Annotated in this window: 9 protein-coding genes, 1 tRNA gene and 1 pseudogene; 9 read left to right on the top strand and 2 right to left on the bottom strand. The window is 74.5% G+C overall.

Annotated features, from left to right (window positions below):
- The first annotated feature begins 220 nt into the window (after positions 1-220).
- The 3 genes and pseudogenes from NT8_RS21530 to NT8_RS21520 form a co-directional block, all read left to right on the top strand.
- Entirely contained in the window at positions 221-1,207 is a 987-nt protein-coding gene (locus NT8_RS21530) for an ATP-binding cassette domain-containing protein (RefSeq protein ID WP_067972693.1), read from the top strand.
- Entirely contained in the window at positions 1,204-2,010 is an 807-nt protein-coding gene (locus tag NT8_RS21525; protein WP_067972690.1) for an ABC transporter permease, read from the top strand. Before NT8_RS21530 ends, NT8_RS21525 begins: the two co-directional genes overlap by 4 nt.
- Positions 2,011-2,242: 232 nt before the next feature.
- A pseudogene (locus tag NT8_RS21520) lies at positions 2,243-3,548 on the top strand (MFS transporter); the annotation flags it as partial.
- Between the two features lie 75 nt (positions 3,549-3,623).
- Here the strand turns inward: NT8_RS21520 and NT8_RS21515 are convergent.
- Positions 3,624-6,863, bottom strand: a complete 3,240-nt coding sequence (locus tag NT8_RS21515) for an AfsR/SARP family transcriptional regulator (protein ID WP_067972687.1) — start codon at positions 6,861-6,863, stop codon at positions 3,624-3,626.
- 169 nt (positions 6,864-7,032) lie between these two features.
- Here NT8_RS21515 and NT8_RS21510 point away from each other — a divergent pair, with 169 nt between their 5' ends.
- Both NT8_RS21510 and NT8_RS21505 read left to right on the top strand, forming a co-directional pair.
- Positions 7,033-7,626 carry an NADPH-dependent FMN reductase gene (locus NT8_RS21510; protein ID WP_067972683.1) on the top strand — a complete coding sequence of 198 codons (594 nt, stop codon included), beginning with the start codon at positions 7,033-7,035 and terminating at the stop codon, positions 7,624-7,626.
- On the top strand, positions 7,623-9,128 hold the full coding sequence (locus tag NT8_RS21505; RefSeq protein WP_245646268.1) for an MFS transporter: 1,506 nt from the start codon (positions 7,623-7,625) through the stop codon (positions 9,126-9,128). The genes NT8_RS21510 and NT8_RS21505 overlap by 4 nt, the downstream gene beginning before the upstream one ends.
- A 96-nt stretch (positions 9,129-9,224) precedes the next feature.
- On the opposite strand, the gene NT8_RS21500 is transcribed toward NT8_RS21505, so the two are convergent.
- Positions 9,225-9,309, bottom strand: a tRNA-Leu gene (locus tag NT8_RS21500).
- A gap of 132 nt (positions 9,310-9,441) precedes the next feature.
- Between NT8_RS21500 and NT8_RS21495 the strand changes: the two genes are divergently transcribed.
- The 4 genes from NT8_RS21495 to NT8_RS21480 all read left to right on the top strand — a co-directional run bounded on the left by NT8_RS21495 (position 9,442) and on the right by NT8_RS21480 (position 14,927).
- Positions 9,442-10,764, top strand: coding sequence for a M20/M25/M40 family metallo-hydrolase (locus NT8_RS21495; RefSeq protein ID WP_067972696.1), 1,323 nt, complete (start codon positions 9,442-9,444; stop codon positions 10,762-10,764).
- Positions 10,765-11,159: 395 nt separating this feature from the next.
- Positions 11,160-12,182 (top strand): hypothetical protein, encoded by a 1,023-nt coding sequence (locus NT8_RS21490; protein WP_067972679.1) that lies wholly within the window; start codon positions 11,160-11,162, stop codon positions 12,180-12,182.
- A gap of 164 nt (positions 12,183-12,346) precedes the next feature.
- Positions 12,347-13,204 (top strand): chaplin family protein, encoded by an 858-nt coding sequence (locus tag NT8_RS21485; protein WP_084469163.1) that lies wholly within the window; start codon positions 12,347-12,349, stop codon positions 13,202-13,204.
- Positions 13,205-13,511: 307 nt separating this feature from the next.
- Complete coding sequence (locus tag NT8_RS21480; RefSeq protein WP_067972671.1) at positions 13,512-14,927, top strand: hypothetical protein; 1,416 nt, start codon at positions 13,512-13,514, stop codon at positions 14,925-14,927.
- Positions 14,928-15,330: the final 403 nt, after the last annotated feature.

The raw sequence follows: 15,330 nt of genomic DNA, 5'->3' as shown, positions 1-15,330 counted from the left end.
ACGGCGGCACGGCGCCCGCCGGGCCTGCCTTCCACCCCCCACGTCGGCGCGCGTCCGTACCGCCTACGGCGGCATGGGCGTCCGCCGGGCCTGCCTTCCACCCCCATCTCGACGTGCGCCCGTACCGCCTACGGCGGCAAACGTCGTCCGCCTTTCGCTCGACCCCCACCACCCACCTCGACACGCGCCCCCGGCGCGAACGGAAACGAGGCCGACCGACATGACCCCCCGAACCCCCCGGGCCGCCATCACGGCCACCGGGCTGCGCAAGTCCTACCGCGACCACGTCGTCCTGGACGGCGTCGACCTGGACATCCCCACCGGGACGATCTTCTCCCTGCTGGGACCCAACGGCGCCGGCAAGACCACCATGGTCAAGATCCTGTCCACCCTGATCGGCGCCGACGGCGGCCGGGCGAGTGTCCTCGGCCACGACCTCGCCCGCGACCCCGACGCGGTGCGCGCCGCGATCGGCGTCACCGGCCAGTACTCGGCCGTGGACGGCCTCCTCACCGGCGAGGAGAACCTGATGCTCATGGCGCGGCTGCGCCGCCTGGGCCGCGCCCCCGCCCGGCGGCGCACCGCCGAACTGCTGGAGCGGTTCGACCTGGTCGACGCGGCCCGCAAGCCCGCCTCCACCTACTCCGGCGGCATGCGCCGCCGACTCGACCTCGCGATGACCCTGGTCGGCGACCCCGGCCTCATCTTCCTCGACGAGCCCACCACCGGCCTGGACCCGCGCAGCCGCCGCGGCATGTGGGAGATCATCCGCGACCTCGTGGCCGGCGGCGTCACCGTCTTCCTCACCACCCAGTACCTGGAGGAGGCCGACCAGCTCGCCGACCGGATCGCGGTCCTCGACCGGGGCCGGTTCGTGGCCGAGGGCACGGCGGCCGAACTCAAGCGCCGCGTCCCCGGCGGACACGTCCGCCTGCGCTTCGCCGACCGCGACGGACTCGACACGGCCGTCCGCACCCTCGGCGGGGCGCGCGACGACGAGGCGCTGGCCCTCCAGGTCCCCGCCGACGGCGGGGTCGCCTCGCTGAAGGCGCTGCTCGACCGCGTCGACGCCGCGGCGATCGCGGTCGAGGAGCTGACGGTGCACACCCCCGACCTCGACGACGTCTTCCTCTCCCTCACCGGCCACACCAGCGCCGACACCACCGACACCACCACCCACGACCAGCAGAAGGCGGTCTCCCGATGACCACGCTCACCCGCGCCGCCGCGGACTCGGCCACGATGGTGGGCCGCCAGGTGCGGCACCTGTGGCGGTACCCGTCCATGACGTTCATGCTCGTCGGCATGCCGATCGTCTTCCTGCTGCTCTTCGTGTACGTCTTCGGCGGCACGATGGGCGCCGGACTCGGCGGCGCGGCGGGCGGCGGGCCGGACGGCGGCCGCGCCGAGTACCTCGACTACATCGCCCCCGGAATCCTGCTGATGACCGTGGCCGCCGCCGCCCAGGGCACCGCCATCTCGGTGGCCATGGACATGACCGAGGGCATCGTCGCCCGGTTCCGCACCATGGACATCGCCCGCGTCTCGGTGCTCACCGGCCACGTCGCCGGGACCTTCATCCAGACGCTGATCAGCCTCGCGCTCGTCACGGGGACGGCCCTGCTCCTGGGGTTCCGGCCGGACGCCGACGCCGCCGGGTGGCTCGGGGTCGCCGGCCTGCTGGCGATGGTCACCTTCGCCCTGACCTGGCTGTCGGTCGCCCTGGGCATGGTCTCCGACAGCGTCGAGACCGCGAGCAACCTCCCCATGCCCATGATCCTGCTGCCCTTCCTGGGCAGCGGCTTCGTACCCACCGACACGATGCCCACCGCGCTGCGGTGGTTCGCCGAGTACCAGCCCTTCACGCCGATCATCGAGACCCTGCGCGGCCTGCTCATGGGCACCGGCGTCGGCGACAACGCATGGATCGCGACCGCCTGGTGCGCCGCCATCGCCCTGGGCTCCTACCTCTGGGCCAAGCGCCTCTACAACCGCGACCCCTCCCGCTGACCCCCACCCCCACCCCCACCGCCCCGGCACCGCGCCCCCAAGCGCCCTGCCGGGGCACCGGCACGCGCGGCGGCGGGCGGGGGACGGGAGCGCCCGCGGCGCCGGCCGCCCGCACCGGACGGCGGTCGCCGGGGAGCGCAGGCGCCCCCGCCCCCCCCGGAGCGCTGGACGAGGGCCTCCTCCGCGGGTACGCCGACACCACCCGGACCGAAGAGCATGAGCGGAGCTCACCGTGGCGAACGAACGTCCGCATCCACCCGCCGGCACATCACGCGACGACCGCAAGGCCCTCGTGAGCACGCTCGCCGGCACCACCGTCGAGTGGTACGACTTCTTCATCTACGCCCAGGCCGCGGGCCTGGTGTTCGCGCCGCGCTTCTTCGCCCCGTTGAACGAGCAGGCCCCCGGACTGGCCACCCTGATCTCCCTGTCCACGATCGGCATCAGCTTCTTGTTCCGGCCCCTCGGCGCAGTCCTCGCCGGCCGGTTCGGCGACCGGCTGGGCCGCAAGCGCATGCTCGTGCTGACCCTGCTGCTCATGGGGGCGGCGACCACGCTCATCGGCCTGCTCCCCACCTATGGGCAGATCGGCGCCACCGCGCCCGCCGCCCTGATCCTGCTGCGCGTCCTCCAATGCTTCTCCGCGGGCGGCGAATGGGGCGGCGCCGCCCTGCTCGCGGTGGAGCACGCGCCGCGCGGCAGGCGCGGCATGTTCGGCGCCTTCCCCCAGATCGGCGTGCCGATCGGGCTGATCCTGGCGACCGGGGTCCTGTGGGTCATGACGGCGGCCACCACCCCGGCGCAGTTCGCGGCGTGGGGGTGGCGGGTGCCGTTCCTGCTCTCGGTGACGCTCATCGCCATCGGCTACCTGGTGCGCCGGGCCGTGGACGAGAGCCCCGGTGTTCCAGGAACTCCAGCTGCGCTCGACGACCTCCTCGGCGCCGCTGCGCGATCTCTTCCGGGACCACACCAGGAACGTGGTGCTCACCGCGCTGGTCTTCGTGGCCAACAACGCGGCGGGCTACCTCCTCGTCGCCTACTTCATCGGGTACGGCACCGGCACCCTCGGCCTGTCCCGGTCCTCCGTGCTGCTCGCGACGGTCGGCGGGGCGGTGAGCTGGCTGGTGTTCACGCTGTACGGAGGGGTGCTCTCCGACCGGATCGGCCGGGTCCGCACCTTCCAGATCGGCTACACGTCCGTCTTCGTGTGGATGGTCCCGCTCTTCCTGCTGATGGAGACCCGCGACATCCGGCTCTTCGCCGCGGCGATCCTCGTGCTGACCATCGGCCTGGGGCTGTCCTACGGGCCGATGTCGGCCATGTACGCCGAGATGTTCCCCGCTTCGGTGCGGTACTCCGGCGTCGCGATCGGCTACGCGCTCGGGGCCATCCTGGGCGGCGCGTTCGCCCCCACGATCGCCGAGGCCCTGGTGCAAGGCACCGGCACCGCCTCCTCCATCGGGGCCTACATCATGGTGCTCTGCGCGGTCTCCTTCGCGGCGGTCTCCGCGGTCACGGAGCCCGGCGGCACCGACCTGGGGTGGCCCCGCCGCCCTCCTGAACCCGTGCGGCCGGGCCGGGCGGCCGGTCCGGCCGACAGGTTCGCCGCCCCCTCACCCGGCGGCCGGGGTCCCGGTGGCCGCGCCTGACCGCGCGCCGTGGGCGCGGGGCGCGGCGCGGCCCTCGGCGAAGGCCGCGGTGAAGGCGTCGCCGCCGAGGGCCGCCCGCACCCCGGCCGCGATGCGGTCGACGTCCCCGCGCTCCTCAGGGGGCAGGGGCGCGGCCGCGGACTCGCGCAGGGCGGCGGCCTCGCCGAGGAGCCGCGCCGCCTCCGCGGGGGCTCCCGCCAGCGCCGCCGTACCCGCCAGTCCCTCGACGGCGAGCGCGACCGCCCGCGGGTCGCCGGTCTCCCGTGCGACGGCGAGGCCCTCCCGGTGCAGTTCCTCGGCCGCGGCGGCGTCCCCCCGTTGCTCGGCGGTGAAGCCCAGCTCGGCCAGCCCGAGCGCGATCCCCGGCGCGAACCTCACTTCGCGTTCCCAGCCCAGGGCCTCGCGCATGAGGGACTCGGCCTCATCGAGGCGGCCCGCACGGCGGGCGGTGAGGGCGAGCCCGGTGAGGGCGAAGGCTTCGCCCGGGCGGTAGCCGTGCTCGGCGGCCAGGGCCCTGGCCCGCTCGTGGTGCCGGTCCGACCCGGCGTGGTCGCCCGCGAGCAGGGCGATCCGGCCGAGCCCGGACCGGAGCAGCGAGACCTGCAGCCATAGCCCGAGTTCCTCGGCCAGCCGGAGCCCTTCGCGGCAGAGGACGGCGGACCGGCGGTGGTGGCCCCTGATCTCCGTGAGCCGGGCCAGCAGGTCGAGGGCCCGCACCTGCCCCCACCGGTCCCCGAGCTCCTCGAAGAGCGCCAGGCTCTCCTCCCCGGACCGTTCGAGGGTGTCGAGGTCGCCGCGGACGAGGGCCTGGCCGGCCTCGGTGGCCAGGGCCGCGGCGGTGCCCCAGCGGTCCCCGAGCCGACGGAGCACCGGCAGCGACCGGGCCACCAGCTCCCGACTGAGGTCCAGATCGCCCGCGCCGAGCAGCACGTCGCTGAGGAAGCACTCCGCCCTGGCGCGTTCACCCGGGTCGGCGATGGCCTCCGCGGGGGTGGCGAAGCCCTCCGTGTGCTCGCTCAGCAGATCCAGGCCGGTCCGCCACGCCTCGGCCCGGGCCCGCGCCGGGGCAGGGGCCTCGGCCCGGATCGCCAGTGCCGTCCCGAACGCGCGCCGGGCCTCACCGATCCTGCCGCGCAGGTACCAGTACCAGGCCAGCGCGTTGACCAGCCGTAGGGCGAGGCGGGCGTCGCCCCGCTGGACGGCCCAATCGAGCGCCGCGCGCAGGTTGCCGTGCTCGGCGTCCAGGCGCCCGAGCCAGAGCCGCTGCTCGGAGCCGCGCAGCCGCGGCTCCGCGCGTTCGGCCAGCCCGGCGTAGAAGGCCAGGTGCCGGAAACGGACCCGCTCGGTCTCGCCCGCCTCCTCCAGGCGGTCCAAGGCGTAGGCCGCGACCGATTCCAGCAGCCGATAGCGGGTACCGCCCCCGCCCCCGGTCCGGTCCACCATCGAGCGGTCGACGAGGCGGGCCAGCAGGTCGAGCACGTCCGCGGGTCGCACGTCGCCGCCGTCCGCGCAGACCTCCTCGGCCGCATCCAGCGCGCAGCCCTCCGCGTGCACCGCGAGTCGGCGCAGGACGAGGCGTTCGGGCCCCGACAGCAGCTCCCAACTCCAGTCGATCATCGCGCGCAGGGTCCGCTGTCGCGCCGGGGCGCCGCGGAGGCCCGAGGAGAGCAGCCGGAACCGGTCGTCGAGCCGTTCGGCCAGGTCGTGGACGTCCAGTGCGCGCAGACGGGTGGCCGCCAGCTCCAGGGCCAGCGGCACGCCGTCGAGACGGCGGCAGACCGCCGCGACCGCGCGGGCGTTGGCGGCGTCGACCGCGAAGCCCGGAACGGCGGCCGCCGCGCGCGCCTCGAACAGCCGGACGGCGCTGAACCTCCGGAGGGCCGCGGGTCCGATATCGGCCGGGGAGTGGGGCGACTGGAGTGGCGGGACCGGCCAGACCGACTCACCGGCGAGCCCCAGGGGTTCCTGGCCCGTGGCGAGGATCCGCACGTGCGGCGCCGCCCGCAGCAGGCGCTCGGCCAGGGCGGCGACCTCGTCGACCACGTGCTCGCAGTTGTCCAGGACGAGCAGCGTCCGGCGGCTCCGCAGCGCGTCCGCGAGCCGTTCGGCGGGATCGGTCGGCACACCGGAGCGCGGCATGCCGGAAGCGGTGTCGTCGCGGATGCCGAGCACGGCGTTGACGGTTTCCGCGAGCCGTCCGCCCCCCGGCGTCCCGGCCGTCCTGTCGAGCCCGGCCAACTCGACCAGCCACACGCCGTCCGGATGGTTCGCGGCGGCCTGTGCGGCGGTCTCCAGGGCCAGCCGCGTCTTGCCGACGCCGCCGGAGCCGGTGAGGGTGACCAGCCGGGCGGACCCCAGCAGCGCCCCGACCTGTGCCAGCGCCTCCTCCCGCCCGATCAGCTCGCTGATCTGCGCGGGGAGGTTCGTCCGCGGGCGTGCGCCGGGCACGGCGGCCAGGGCGGAGTCCTGTTCGAGGATCCGCCGGTGGAGCTCGGCGATCTCCGGGCCGGGGTCCAGGCCCAGCTCCTCGCGCAGGCGGGACCGGAGGTCGTCGTAGGTCCCCAGCGCCTCGCTCTGCCGTCCGGCGCCGTACAGGGCCCGCATGTACGCGGACCGGAGACGTTCGCGCAGGGGATGGCGGTCCACCAGGTCGCCCAGCTCGCCCACGGGAGCACCCGGCTCGCCGATCTCCAGGAGGGCGTCCTCCCGTTCCTCGAAGGCGGTGAGCCGCCGCTCCTCCAGGAACGCGATGACGGGACGCGCGAACTCCGCGTCGGCGAAGTCGGCGTAGGCGGGCCCGCGCCACAGGCCCAGCGCCTCGGTCAGCAGGTCCGCCCGCGACCGCGGGGCGGCGGCCTCGCGCGCCCTCGCCAGCAGGCCGGTGAACCGCCTCGCGTCCACGGCCTCGGCGTCCGCCCGGAGCCGGTACCCGAGGGACTCCTCGAAGGACACCAGGTCCCGGGCGCCCGGCTCGGCGTCGTCGAGGGCCCGGCGCAACTGAGAGACCTTGACCTGGAGCGCCCCGGCCGGATTGCGCGGCGGGGCGCCGCCCCACAGGTCGTCGATCAACCGGTCCGCCGACACCGGCCGACCCTCATGGCCGATCAGGACGGCCAGCAGCGCGCGGACCTTCACCCCGCGAACCGCCACCGGGGCGCCGTCCGCCGTCCAGACTCCCAGCGGACCGAGCACCCCGAATCGCATGCGCTCACGGTACCAAGCGGACCCCCGGGTCCCCGGGCCGCCTTCCGTCCCCCCGCCACCGGCGGAAAGCGCGCGGTAAGTGCCGGGGAAGTGCCCGCCGACACGCTGGTTCCACAGAGCCGCCCGGACCGTTCCGAAGGGACGGGGAGCCCAGAAGGAAGAGAGCGCGATGACCGTGACCGGACCGCTGAACCTCATCATCATCGTCGGCAGCGTCCGCGACCACCGGTTCGGCCCCACGGTGGCCGAATGGTTCATCGGGGAGGCGGGGCGGCACCCCGACTTCGCCCTCGACGTCGTCGACCTCGCCGAGACCGCCCTGCCCGGCGTCCTCCTCGCCGACCACGCGGCACCCGGCGAGGTCCCCGGAGCGGTGGGGGAACTGGGACGGCGACTGGCCGACGCGGACGCGTTCGCGATCGTGACACCCGAGTACAACCGCAGCTTCCCCGCCTCGCTCAAGACGGCCATCGACTGGTACGTCGACGAATGGCAGGCCAAGCCGGTCGGCTTCGTCTCCTACGGCGGTGTCTCCGGGGGGCTGCGCGCCGTCGAGCACCTGCGGCAGGTCTTCGCCGAGCTCCACACCGTCACCGTGCGCAACACGGTCAGCTTCCACTCGTGCCGGGACAGGTTCGACGACCGCGGCAGCCCGATCGACGCGGCGGGCTGCCGCGCGGCGGCCGAGAGCCTGCTCGACCAGCTGGCGTGGTGGGCCCGCACCCTGCGGGACGCCCGCGCCGAACGCCCCTACGCGGCGTGACCCAGAACCCCGCACAACCCTCTGAGGAGACCACCGTGAAGTCCCCTGATAGAACGCCCACCGACGCCCGGTCCCGCTGGGTCCTCGGCCTGCTGGCCTTCTCCAGCCTGATCACCTCGCTCGACTTCACCATCGTGTACGTGGCGCTGCCCGACATCGCCCGCCAGGTCGGGCTGTCCGGACACGCCACCCAGTGGGTGGTCAGCGCCTACGCCATCTTCTTCGGCGGGTTCCTGCTGTTGGGCGGCCGTTCGGCCGACCTGCTGGGCCGCCGCCGCGTGTTCGTCCTGGGGATGCTGCTGTTCGGCGTCGCGTCCCTGCTGGGCGGCCTGGCGACCACGCCCGAGACGCTGATCGCCGCACGGGCCCTCCAGGGGATCGGCGGGGCCGCCCTGTTCCCCGCCACGCTCTCCCTGGTCACCACCAGGTTCACCGAGGGCCCCCAGCGCGTCCGCGCGCTGGCCGTGTGGGCCATGGCCGGCGCGGGTGGACTCAGCCTGGGCGCGCTGCTCGGCGGCCTCCTGACCCACGCCATGGGCTGGCAGGCGGTGTTCCTGGTGAACGTGCCGCTGGTCGTGGTGGGCATCGCGGGTGCGTTCGTCCTGGTCGACCCGGACGGCGCGCGCCGACGCGGCGGCGGCTTCGACATCCCCGGCGCCCTGACCAGCACGGCGGGGCTGACCCTCCTCGTGTTCGCCATCGCCCAGGGCCCCGAGATCGGCTGGGGCACGCCCTCCGTCCTCGCCGCCGCCGTCCTGGCCCTGGTGCTGCTGACCGCGTTCGTGGTCATCGAGGCGCGCACCGCGGACCCGCTGATGCCGCTGCGGCTGTTCCGCAACCCGCACCTGCGCGCCGGGCTGCTGGTGATCCTCACCTTCGGCATCACCATGCAGAACCTCGTCTACTTCCTCACCCTCTACTTCCAGGACGTGCTCGGCTACTCGGCGCTGCAGGCGGGACTGGCCTTCCTGATCCTCTCGGTGGTCATCGCGTTCGCCAACTTCGTCGCCGAGCGCCTGATCATCCGCATCGGAGCCCGCGCGACCCTGGTCATCGCCCTGCTGCTGGGCTCCGGCGGTGGCGTGCTGATGGCCGTGGGCATGCGGACGGACGGCTCGTTCGGGACGATCCTCGCGGGCCTGGTCGTCTACGGGCTGGGCATGGGGACGATCTACCCGACCATGTTCGGCACCGCGGGTACCGGTGTGGCCGACCAGGACCAGGGCGCGGCCAGCGGCATGGCCAACACCTCCCTCCAGATCGGGACCAGTGTGGGCCTGGCCATCCTGGTCAGCGTCTCCGCCTCCGGGCTCGCCGACCTGACCGGTGAGGCCCTGCGCACGGCGACCTCCGACGGCCTGCGCGCCGCGGTCTACGTCGCGGCCGGACTCACTCTGGCCGGTCTGCTCGCCACCTTGGGCCTTCCCCGCCACGCCTCCCCGGCGGCGTCCCGGCCACCGGCGGCCCCCGGCGCAGAGGAGCCCACCCCCACCCTTCGCTGAGACCGCTTCCGTACGAGCCCGGAGACAAAGGAGTCCGGGCCGGGGTGGAACCCGGCCCGGACATGAAAAAGGCCCTGCGAGCAGGGCCTTCATCTGTGTCCGAGGGGGGACTTGAACCCCCATGCCCTTAACGGGCACTAGCACCTCAAGCTAGCGCGTCTACCTATTCCGCCACCCGGACTGGGCTGTCGGGCGTCTGTGCGCCGGACAGGTCAACCATAGCAAAGGTCTGAGGGCGGACGGACACCGATTTGCGCCGCGGGGGAGGATGGGGAGGGTCCGACCGCGGAGCGAGAGAGGGGCGGTGCCCACCATGGCGGGTGCGAACGAGGGGATGAGCGCGGGGGAGGCGGAGGTCGTCGACCTCTGCCGGGAGCTGATCGCCATCGACACGTCCAACTACGGGGACCACTCGGGGCCCGGGGAGCGGGCGGCGGCGGAGTACGTCGCGGAGAAGCTGGACGAGGTCGGCGTCGAGCCGACCATCTACGAGTCGCACCCCGGGCGGGCCAGCGTCGTGGCGCGTATCCCGGGCGCCGACCCCGGGCGGGCCCCGCTGCTCATCCACGGCCACCTCGACGTGGTGCCCGCCGACGCCGCCGACTGGACCCACCACCCGTTCGCCGGCGAGGTCGCCGACGACTGCGTGTGGGGCCGCGGCGCCGTCGACATGAAGGACATGGACGCCATGGTCCTGGCCGTGCTGCGGCAGCGGATGCGCGAGGGCCGCACCCCGCCCCGCGACATCGTGCTGGCGTTCCTGGCCGACGAGGAGGCCGGCGGCACGTGGGGCGCGCAGTTCCTGGTGGACAAGCACCCCGAACTGTTCGCCGACTGCTCCGAGGCCATCAGCGAGGTCGGCGGCTTCAGCTTCACCGTGAACGACGACCGGCGCCTGTACCTCATCGAGACCGCCGAGAAGGGCATCGCCTGGATGCGGCTCACCGCCCGGGGCACCGCCGGCCACGGGTCGATGGTCAACCGGGACAACGCCGTGACCGAGCTGGCCGACGCCATCGCCCGCCTCGGCCGGCACGAGTTCCCCGTGCGGCTGACCACGACCGTCCGCACCTTCCTGGAGGAGGTGTGCGACGCCTACGGCATCCCGTTCGAGGAGGACGACGTCGAGGCGACCGTCGCCCGCCTCGGCCCCATCGCCAGCATGATCGGCGCCACGCTGCGGCACACGGTCAACCCGACGGTGCTCGACGGCGGGTACAAGGCCAACGTCATCCCCGGCACCGCCTCCGCGCAGGTCGACGGCCGGTTCCTGCCGGGCATGGAGGAGGAGTACTTCGCGGAGATCGACCGGCTGATCGGCCCCAAGGTCACCCGCGAGTTCATCCACCACCTGCCCTCGGTCGAGACGGAGTTCGAGGGCGGCCTGGTCAGCGCCATGTCGGAGTCGCTGCTGGCGGAGGACCCGGGCGCGCGGGCGGTCCCCTACTGCCTGTCCGGCGGCACCGACGCCAAGAGCTTCCAGAGGCTCGGCATCCGCAACTACGGGTTCGCCCCGCTGAAGCTGCCGCCGGAGCTGAACTTCTCCGGCATGTTCCACGGGGTCGACGAGCGCGTCCCGGTGGACGGCCTGCGGTTCGGGGTGCGGGTGCTCGACCGGTTCATCGACCTGAGCTGACCCGCTCCTACAGCTCCACCCCGTTCTCGTGCCGTCCCGGTCCGTCGCGGCCGGGGCGGCATGCGTGTCCTCCGGTGCCGGGCGCGGCGGCCCCGGGGGCGCCGTCCCCGCGCCGCGCGCGGTGCTGAGGCGGTCGGAACGGGCGGCGGGCGGTGTTCACCCGGCGTGGTCGCGCGCGGGGGAGGGGCGCGGGCCGCCCGTCCGGTCGCGCGTGGCGCGCGGCCCGCCGGGGGCGCGCGGACGTGCGGAAAAAAACTTCGGGCGGTTTCCCGGTTTCGGTCCCACGGCTCGCCCAGGGTGATGCTACGGTGACTATCGGTTCGCGGAGGTGACGCTCCGCAACCCCGTCCCGTGGCGCTTCCGCCACACAGGTACGCGTATCGAAGGTGGCATCCATGGCGCACGCAGACCGGTGGTGGCGGGGTCTCCCCGTCCGCGCCGCGCGTGCCGCCGCGGGGGCCGCCCTGCTGCGCGTGCTCGTGCTCGCCGGTCTCGCCGTCACGGGATGGCTGCTGGGCGGCGTCACCGCCGCCGCGGCCGACGACACCGGGGACCTCGGCCTGCCGGCCGTGTCCCACCTGACCGACCCGGCCCTCTCGGCCGGTTCCGCCCCCGACTCCGCCGACGCCGCACCGGCCGCCCACGGCGCCGCAGGGGCCACCGCGGAGTCCGGGGTCGAGGCCGCGGAGCGCGCGCGCCTCGACAGTGTCGGCCGCGAGGTCGGCCGGATCGTGCGGCACGACCCCGTCGGGACCGTACTGCCCGTGGTCGCCGAGGCCGGCCAGGCCACCGGCGCGAGCGCCCGCCAGGTCGTCGAGACCGCGGCCGCCACCACGGGCGAGGTCGTCAGCGGTACGGTGCGCACGGGCCGCCAGGTCGGCGACTCCGCCACCGCCACGCTCGAGGAATCCCCGCTCGGCCGGACCGTCTCCACGAGCCTCACCGGCTCCCCGAACGGTATCGGCGAGCAGCTCGGCGGTCTCGTCACCGAGACCGCGGCACCCGTCGGCCTGCTCCCGGGCGAGCAGCCCGCGGAACCGGCCGATTCCGTCCGCGACGACTCCGCCGCCGACGATCCCGAACGCACCGACGGCGACGCCCGCGCCCGCCGCGACGAGGCCGCGCGCCTCGACGCGCCGAGCCCCGCCGCCGAATTCACCGGTGCCGCCGCCCTGGCGCAGCGTTCCACGAACGACCAGGCGGCCCCGCAGGACGACACCGACCCGCTGACGCCGCACGGCGGCTCCGACTCCACGGGCGCCGTGTCGTCCTCGTCGGTGCCCGTGCCCGCCATGGCCGGTTTCCTCGTCACCCGCAGCGCCACGCTGCGGACCACCGCGCAGCGCGTCGCGCTGCCCGGTGACCCGACGCTGGTCGTGCGCGATGCCGCGGACGACCCGTCCTTCTCTCCTGACTAGTTCCTTTCCAGGCGGTCGGAGCGTGCGCTCCTGAACCGGTCCGCGCCGTAACGCGCGCCCACCGGTGACGCACGCCCACCGCCTTCGGGCTGTCATGCCCGCTCACCCGTGAGCCCGCTCACGCCCCCCGAACTCGTCATTCGAACGACTCTCAAGGACCACTCATGTCGAAGACACCCACGACGATGTTCGCCGCCCTGGTGGCGGCCGGCTTCTTCTCCGTCGGCCCGGTCGCCTACGCCGACACCACCACCAGCGGCAACGGTTCGATCCTCGGCGGCAACCAGGCCGTGGTCGACGGCGACCTGCCGATCAACGTGTGCGGCAACGCGATCGCCGTCCTCGGGGTCGCCGGGGCGAAGTGCTCGGACAGCGGGGCGCTGGTCGCCGACGGCTCCCGGGGCGACACCACCACCAGCGGCAACGGCTCCATCCTCGGCGGCAACCAGGCCGACGTCGACGCCGACGTGCCGGTCAACGTGTGCGGCAACGCGGTCTCCGTGGCCGGGACCAGCGGCGCCGCCTGCGACGACAGCGGCGCGGCCGTCGTCGACACCCCCGAGAAGCCCAAGCCGGAGAAGCCGGAGCAGCCCAAGCCCGAGAAGCCCCAGCCCGAGAAGCCGAAGCCCGAGGAGCCCGGCTACGAGGAGCCCGAGCCCGAGAAGCCCACCGAGCCGGAGCGCCCCACTCCCGAGGAGCCCGGCCGTCCCGGCCCCGGCGAGCCCGAGAAGCCCGGCCCCGAGCAGCCCGAGAAGCCCGGGCCCGAGCGGCCGGGGGAGCCCGCTCCGCCGGAGGAGGACAACCGTGAGACCACCCCTGCCCCGGCCCCGGAGACCCCGGCCGACGACAGCCCCGCACCGGCCCGTTCCGGTCCCGCGGCCCCGATGAGCGCCGCGGCGCCCGCGCTGCCCGTGACCGGCGACGGCCTGGTCCCGCTGGTCGTGTCCGCTGTCGGCGCGATGGCGGTCGGCATGGGCGCGCTGCTGTTCGGCCGGCGCCGCGGCGCCCGGTCCGAGCGCTAGCGGACCTCGGCTCCCGGTCCGCACCGACCGGGGGCTGACGCGAGTCCCGCGGACGCGGCCACGTTCGCGGGGTTCACGTCAGCCGCCGCTCACCCCGAGCGGAGCTGAGACGGGCGCGCACCGCTCGTCCGCAACCCTCGCCCGAGGCGTTGCGCGCCCCGCCGCCCGAGCCCGGCGTACCCGCCAGGTACACCGCGCCGGACGGAACCGGTCATGGCGGCCGTGCCCCCTCCAGGGGCGAGGCCATCACGACCTCACCCGATTCCATCTCATTCACAGTGTCTCCGCTTTCGAAAGGACTCCCCACATGCGTAAGTGGGTCCGCACCTCCGCCAAGACGGCGCTCCTGACCGCCGGTTTCGTCGCCCTGGGCGCTGGTGTCTCGTTCGCCGACAGCCACCCCACGACCTCCGGCAACGGCTCGGTGCTCGGTGGCAACCAGGTCGTCGGCAACGTCGACCTGCCCGTCAACGTGTCCGGCAACGCGATCAGCGCGGTGGGCGGCGTCTCCGGCGCCAAGTCCGACGACACCGGCGCCGTGATCCACGACCACGCCGATGAGGGCCCCACCACCTCGGGCAACGGGTCGATCGGCGGCGGCAACCAGCTGGTGGTCGACGCCGAGGCGCCGATCAACGTCTCCGGCAACGCGATCGCGGCCGTCCTCGGCACCGCGGGCGCCGCCTCCGACGACACCGGTGCGGCCGTCCTGGAGGGCGGGGACCGCCACCACCAGGGTGACGACGTCACCACCTCGGGCAACGGGTCGGTCATCGGCGGCAACCAGGCCGTGGTCGACGCGGACGTCCCCGTCAACGCCTCCGGCAACGCCGTCTCGGCGGTCCTGGGCGTGGCGGGCGCGGCCTCGGAGGACACCGGCGCCCTGGTCGACCACACCGACGGCCGGCACCACGACCGCGCCCGCGAGCACCAGATGAGCGGTACCGGCGATGTGCTCGCCCCGCTCCAGGGTGTGCTGGCCGCCACCGACACCGTGTCGCAGGCCATGCCCACCGGGTCGCTGCTCGACACCGCCGCCGGGCTGACGAAGCCCGCGCACATCAAGACCGACTCCATCGACGCCGGCCCCGTGCTGCACCAGCGTGCGAGCGAGGGCCACGGCGACGCCGACGAGATCACGACGTCCGGCAACGGCTCGATCATCGGCGGCAACCAGGCCGTGGTCGACGCGGACGTCCCCATCAACATCGCGGGCAACGCCATCAGCGCGGTCGGCGGGATCTCCGGCGCCAAGGCGCACGACACCGGCGCCCTGGTGAAGGAGCAGCGCGACGAGGTGACCACCTCGGGCAACGGGTCGGTCATCGGCGGCAACCAGCTGGTGGTCGACGCCGAGGCGCCCATCAACGCCTCCGGCAACGCCATCGCGGCGGTGCTGGGCACCGCGGGCGCCTCCAGCGAGGACACCGGTGCCGCGGTGGTCGAGCACCAGAGCGCGGCCGTGGAGCACTCCGGCAACGAGCTGGGCCTGCCCAAGCCGGAGTCCGTCCTGTCCGCGGCGGAGACCCTGCCGCTGGCGGGCGAACTGCCCGTGGACACGACCCTGCCCGCGACCTCGGACCTGCCGCTGGTCGGCGAACTGCCCCAGGTGCCCGGCACCGGGATCATCGAGCAGCAGGCGGCGCAGCAGCCGGCCGAACTGTCGGGCCTGCCCGAGCTGCCCACCGGCCAGGTGACCGGCCTGCTCGGCGGCCTGCGGTAATCGGGCGGTCAGGTGCCGCACGCCCCTCGCGGGGTCACGGCACCGCATGAGATCGGCGCGCGGTCGGCGCACCGCCCCCGCTTCGCAAGGTCGTGGTGGACCTGCGGGCGGCGGAGGCGGCGGCCGCGGTGCCGGGTCGTGGTCGGCGAAACCGCCCCCGCACGCAAGGTCGTGGTGGACCTGCGGAGGGCGGACGCGAGGCCGCGGCGCCGCGGGTCGCGGTCGGCGCACCCGTCTCCCCGTCAGCTAACGGTCGTGGTGGACCGGCGGGGCGGCGGACGTGACGACCGCGACGACGCGCCGCCTCCCTGCCAGCTAACGGTCGTGGTGGACCGGCGGGGCGGCGGACGTGACGACCGCGACGGCGTATCGGCGGGCCCCCTCGGAATCATCGAGGGGGCCC

The organism is Nocardiopsis trehalosi NBRC 14201 (assembly GCF_001552555.1).
GTDB lineage: Bacteria > Actinomycetota > Actinomycetes > Streptosporangiales > Streptosporangiaceae > Nocardiopsis_B > Nocardiopsis_B trehalosi.
This window is presented reverse-complemented; position numbering and strand designations above follow the sequence as displayed.

Excerpts from the sequence above, each read along its gene's own strand:
- NT8_RS21530 (WP_067972693.1), top strand. The coding sequence starts at position 221 with ATGACCCCCCGAACCCCCCGGGCCGCCATCACGGCCACCGGGCTGCGC.
- NT8_RS21525 (WP_067972690.1), top strand. The coding sequence starts at position 1,204 with ATGACCACGCTCACCCGCGCCGCCGCGGACTCGGCCACGATGGTGGGC.
- NT8_RS21515 (WP_067972687.1), bottom strand. The coding sequence starts at position 6,863 with ATGCGATTCGGGGTGCTCGGTCCGCTGGGAGTCTGGACGGCGGACGGC.
- NT8_RS21510 (WP_067972683.1), top strand. The coding sequence starts at position 7,033 with ATGACCGTGACCGGACCGCTGAACCTCATCATCATCGTCGGCAGCGTC.
- NT8_RS21495 (WP_067972696.1), top strand. The coding sequence starts at position 9,442 with ATGGCGGGTGCGAACGAGGGGATGAGCGCGGGGGAGGCGGAGGTCGTC.
- NT8_RS21490 (WP_067972679.1), top strand. The coding sequence starts at position 11,160 with ATGGCGCACGCAGACCGGTGGTGGCGGGGTCTCCCCGTCCGCGCCGCG.
- NT8_RS21485 (WP_084469163.1), top strand. The coding sequence starts at position 12,347 with ATGTCGAAGACACCCACGACGATGTTCGCCGCCCTGGTGGCGGCCGGC.
- NT8_RS21480 (WP_067972671.1), top strand. The coding sequence starts at position 13,512 with ATGCGTAAGTGGGTCCGCACCTCCGCCAAGACGGCGCTCCTGACCGCC.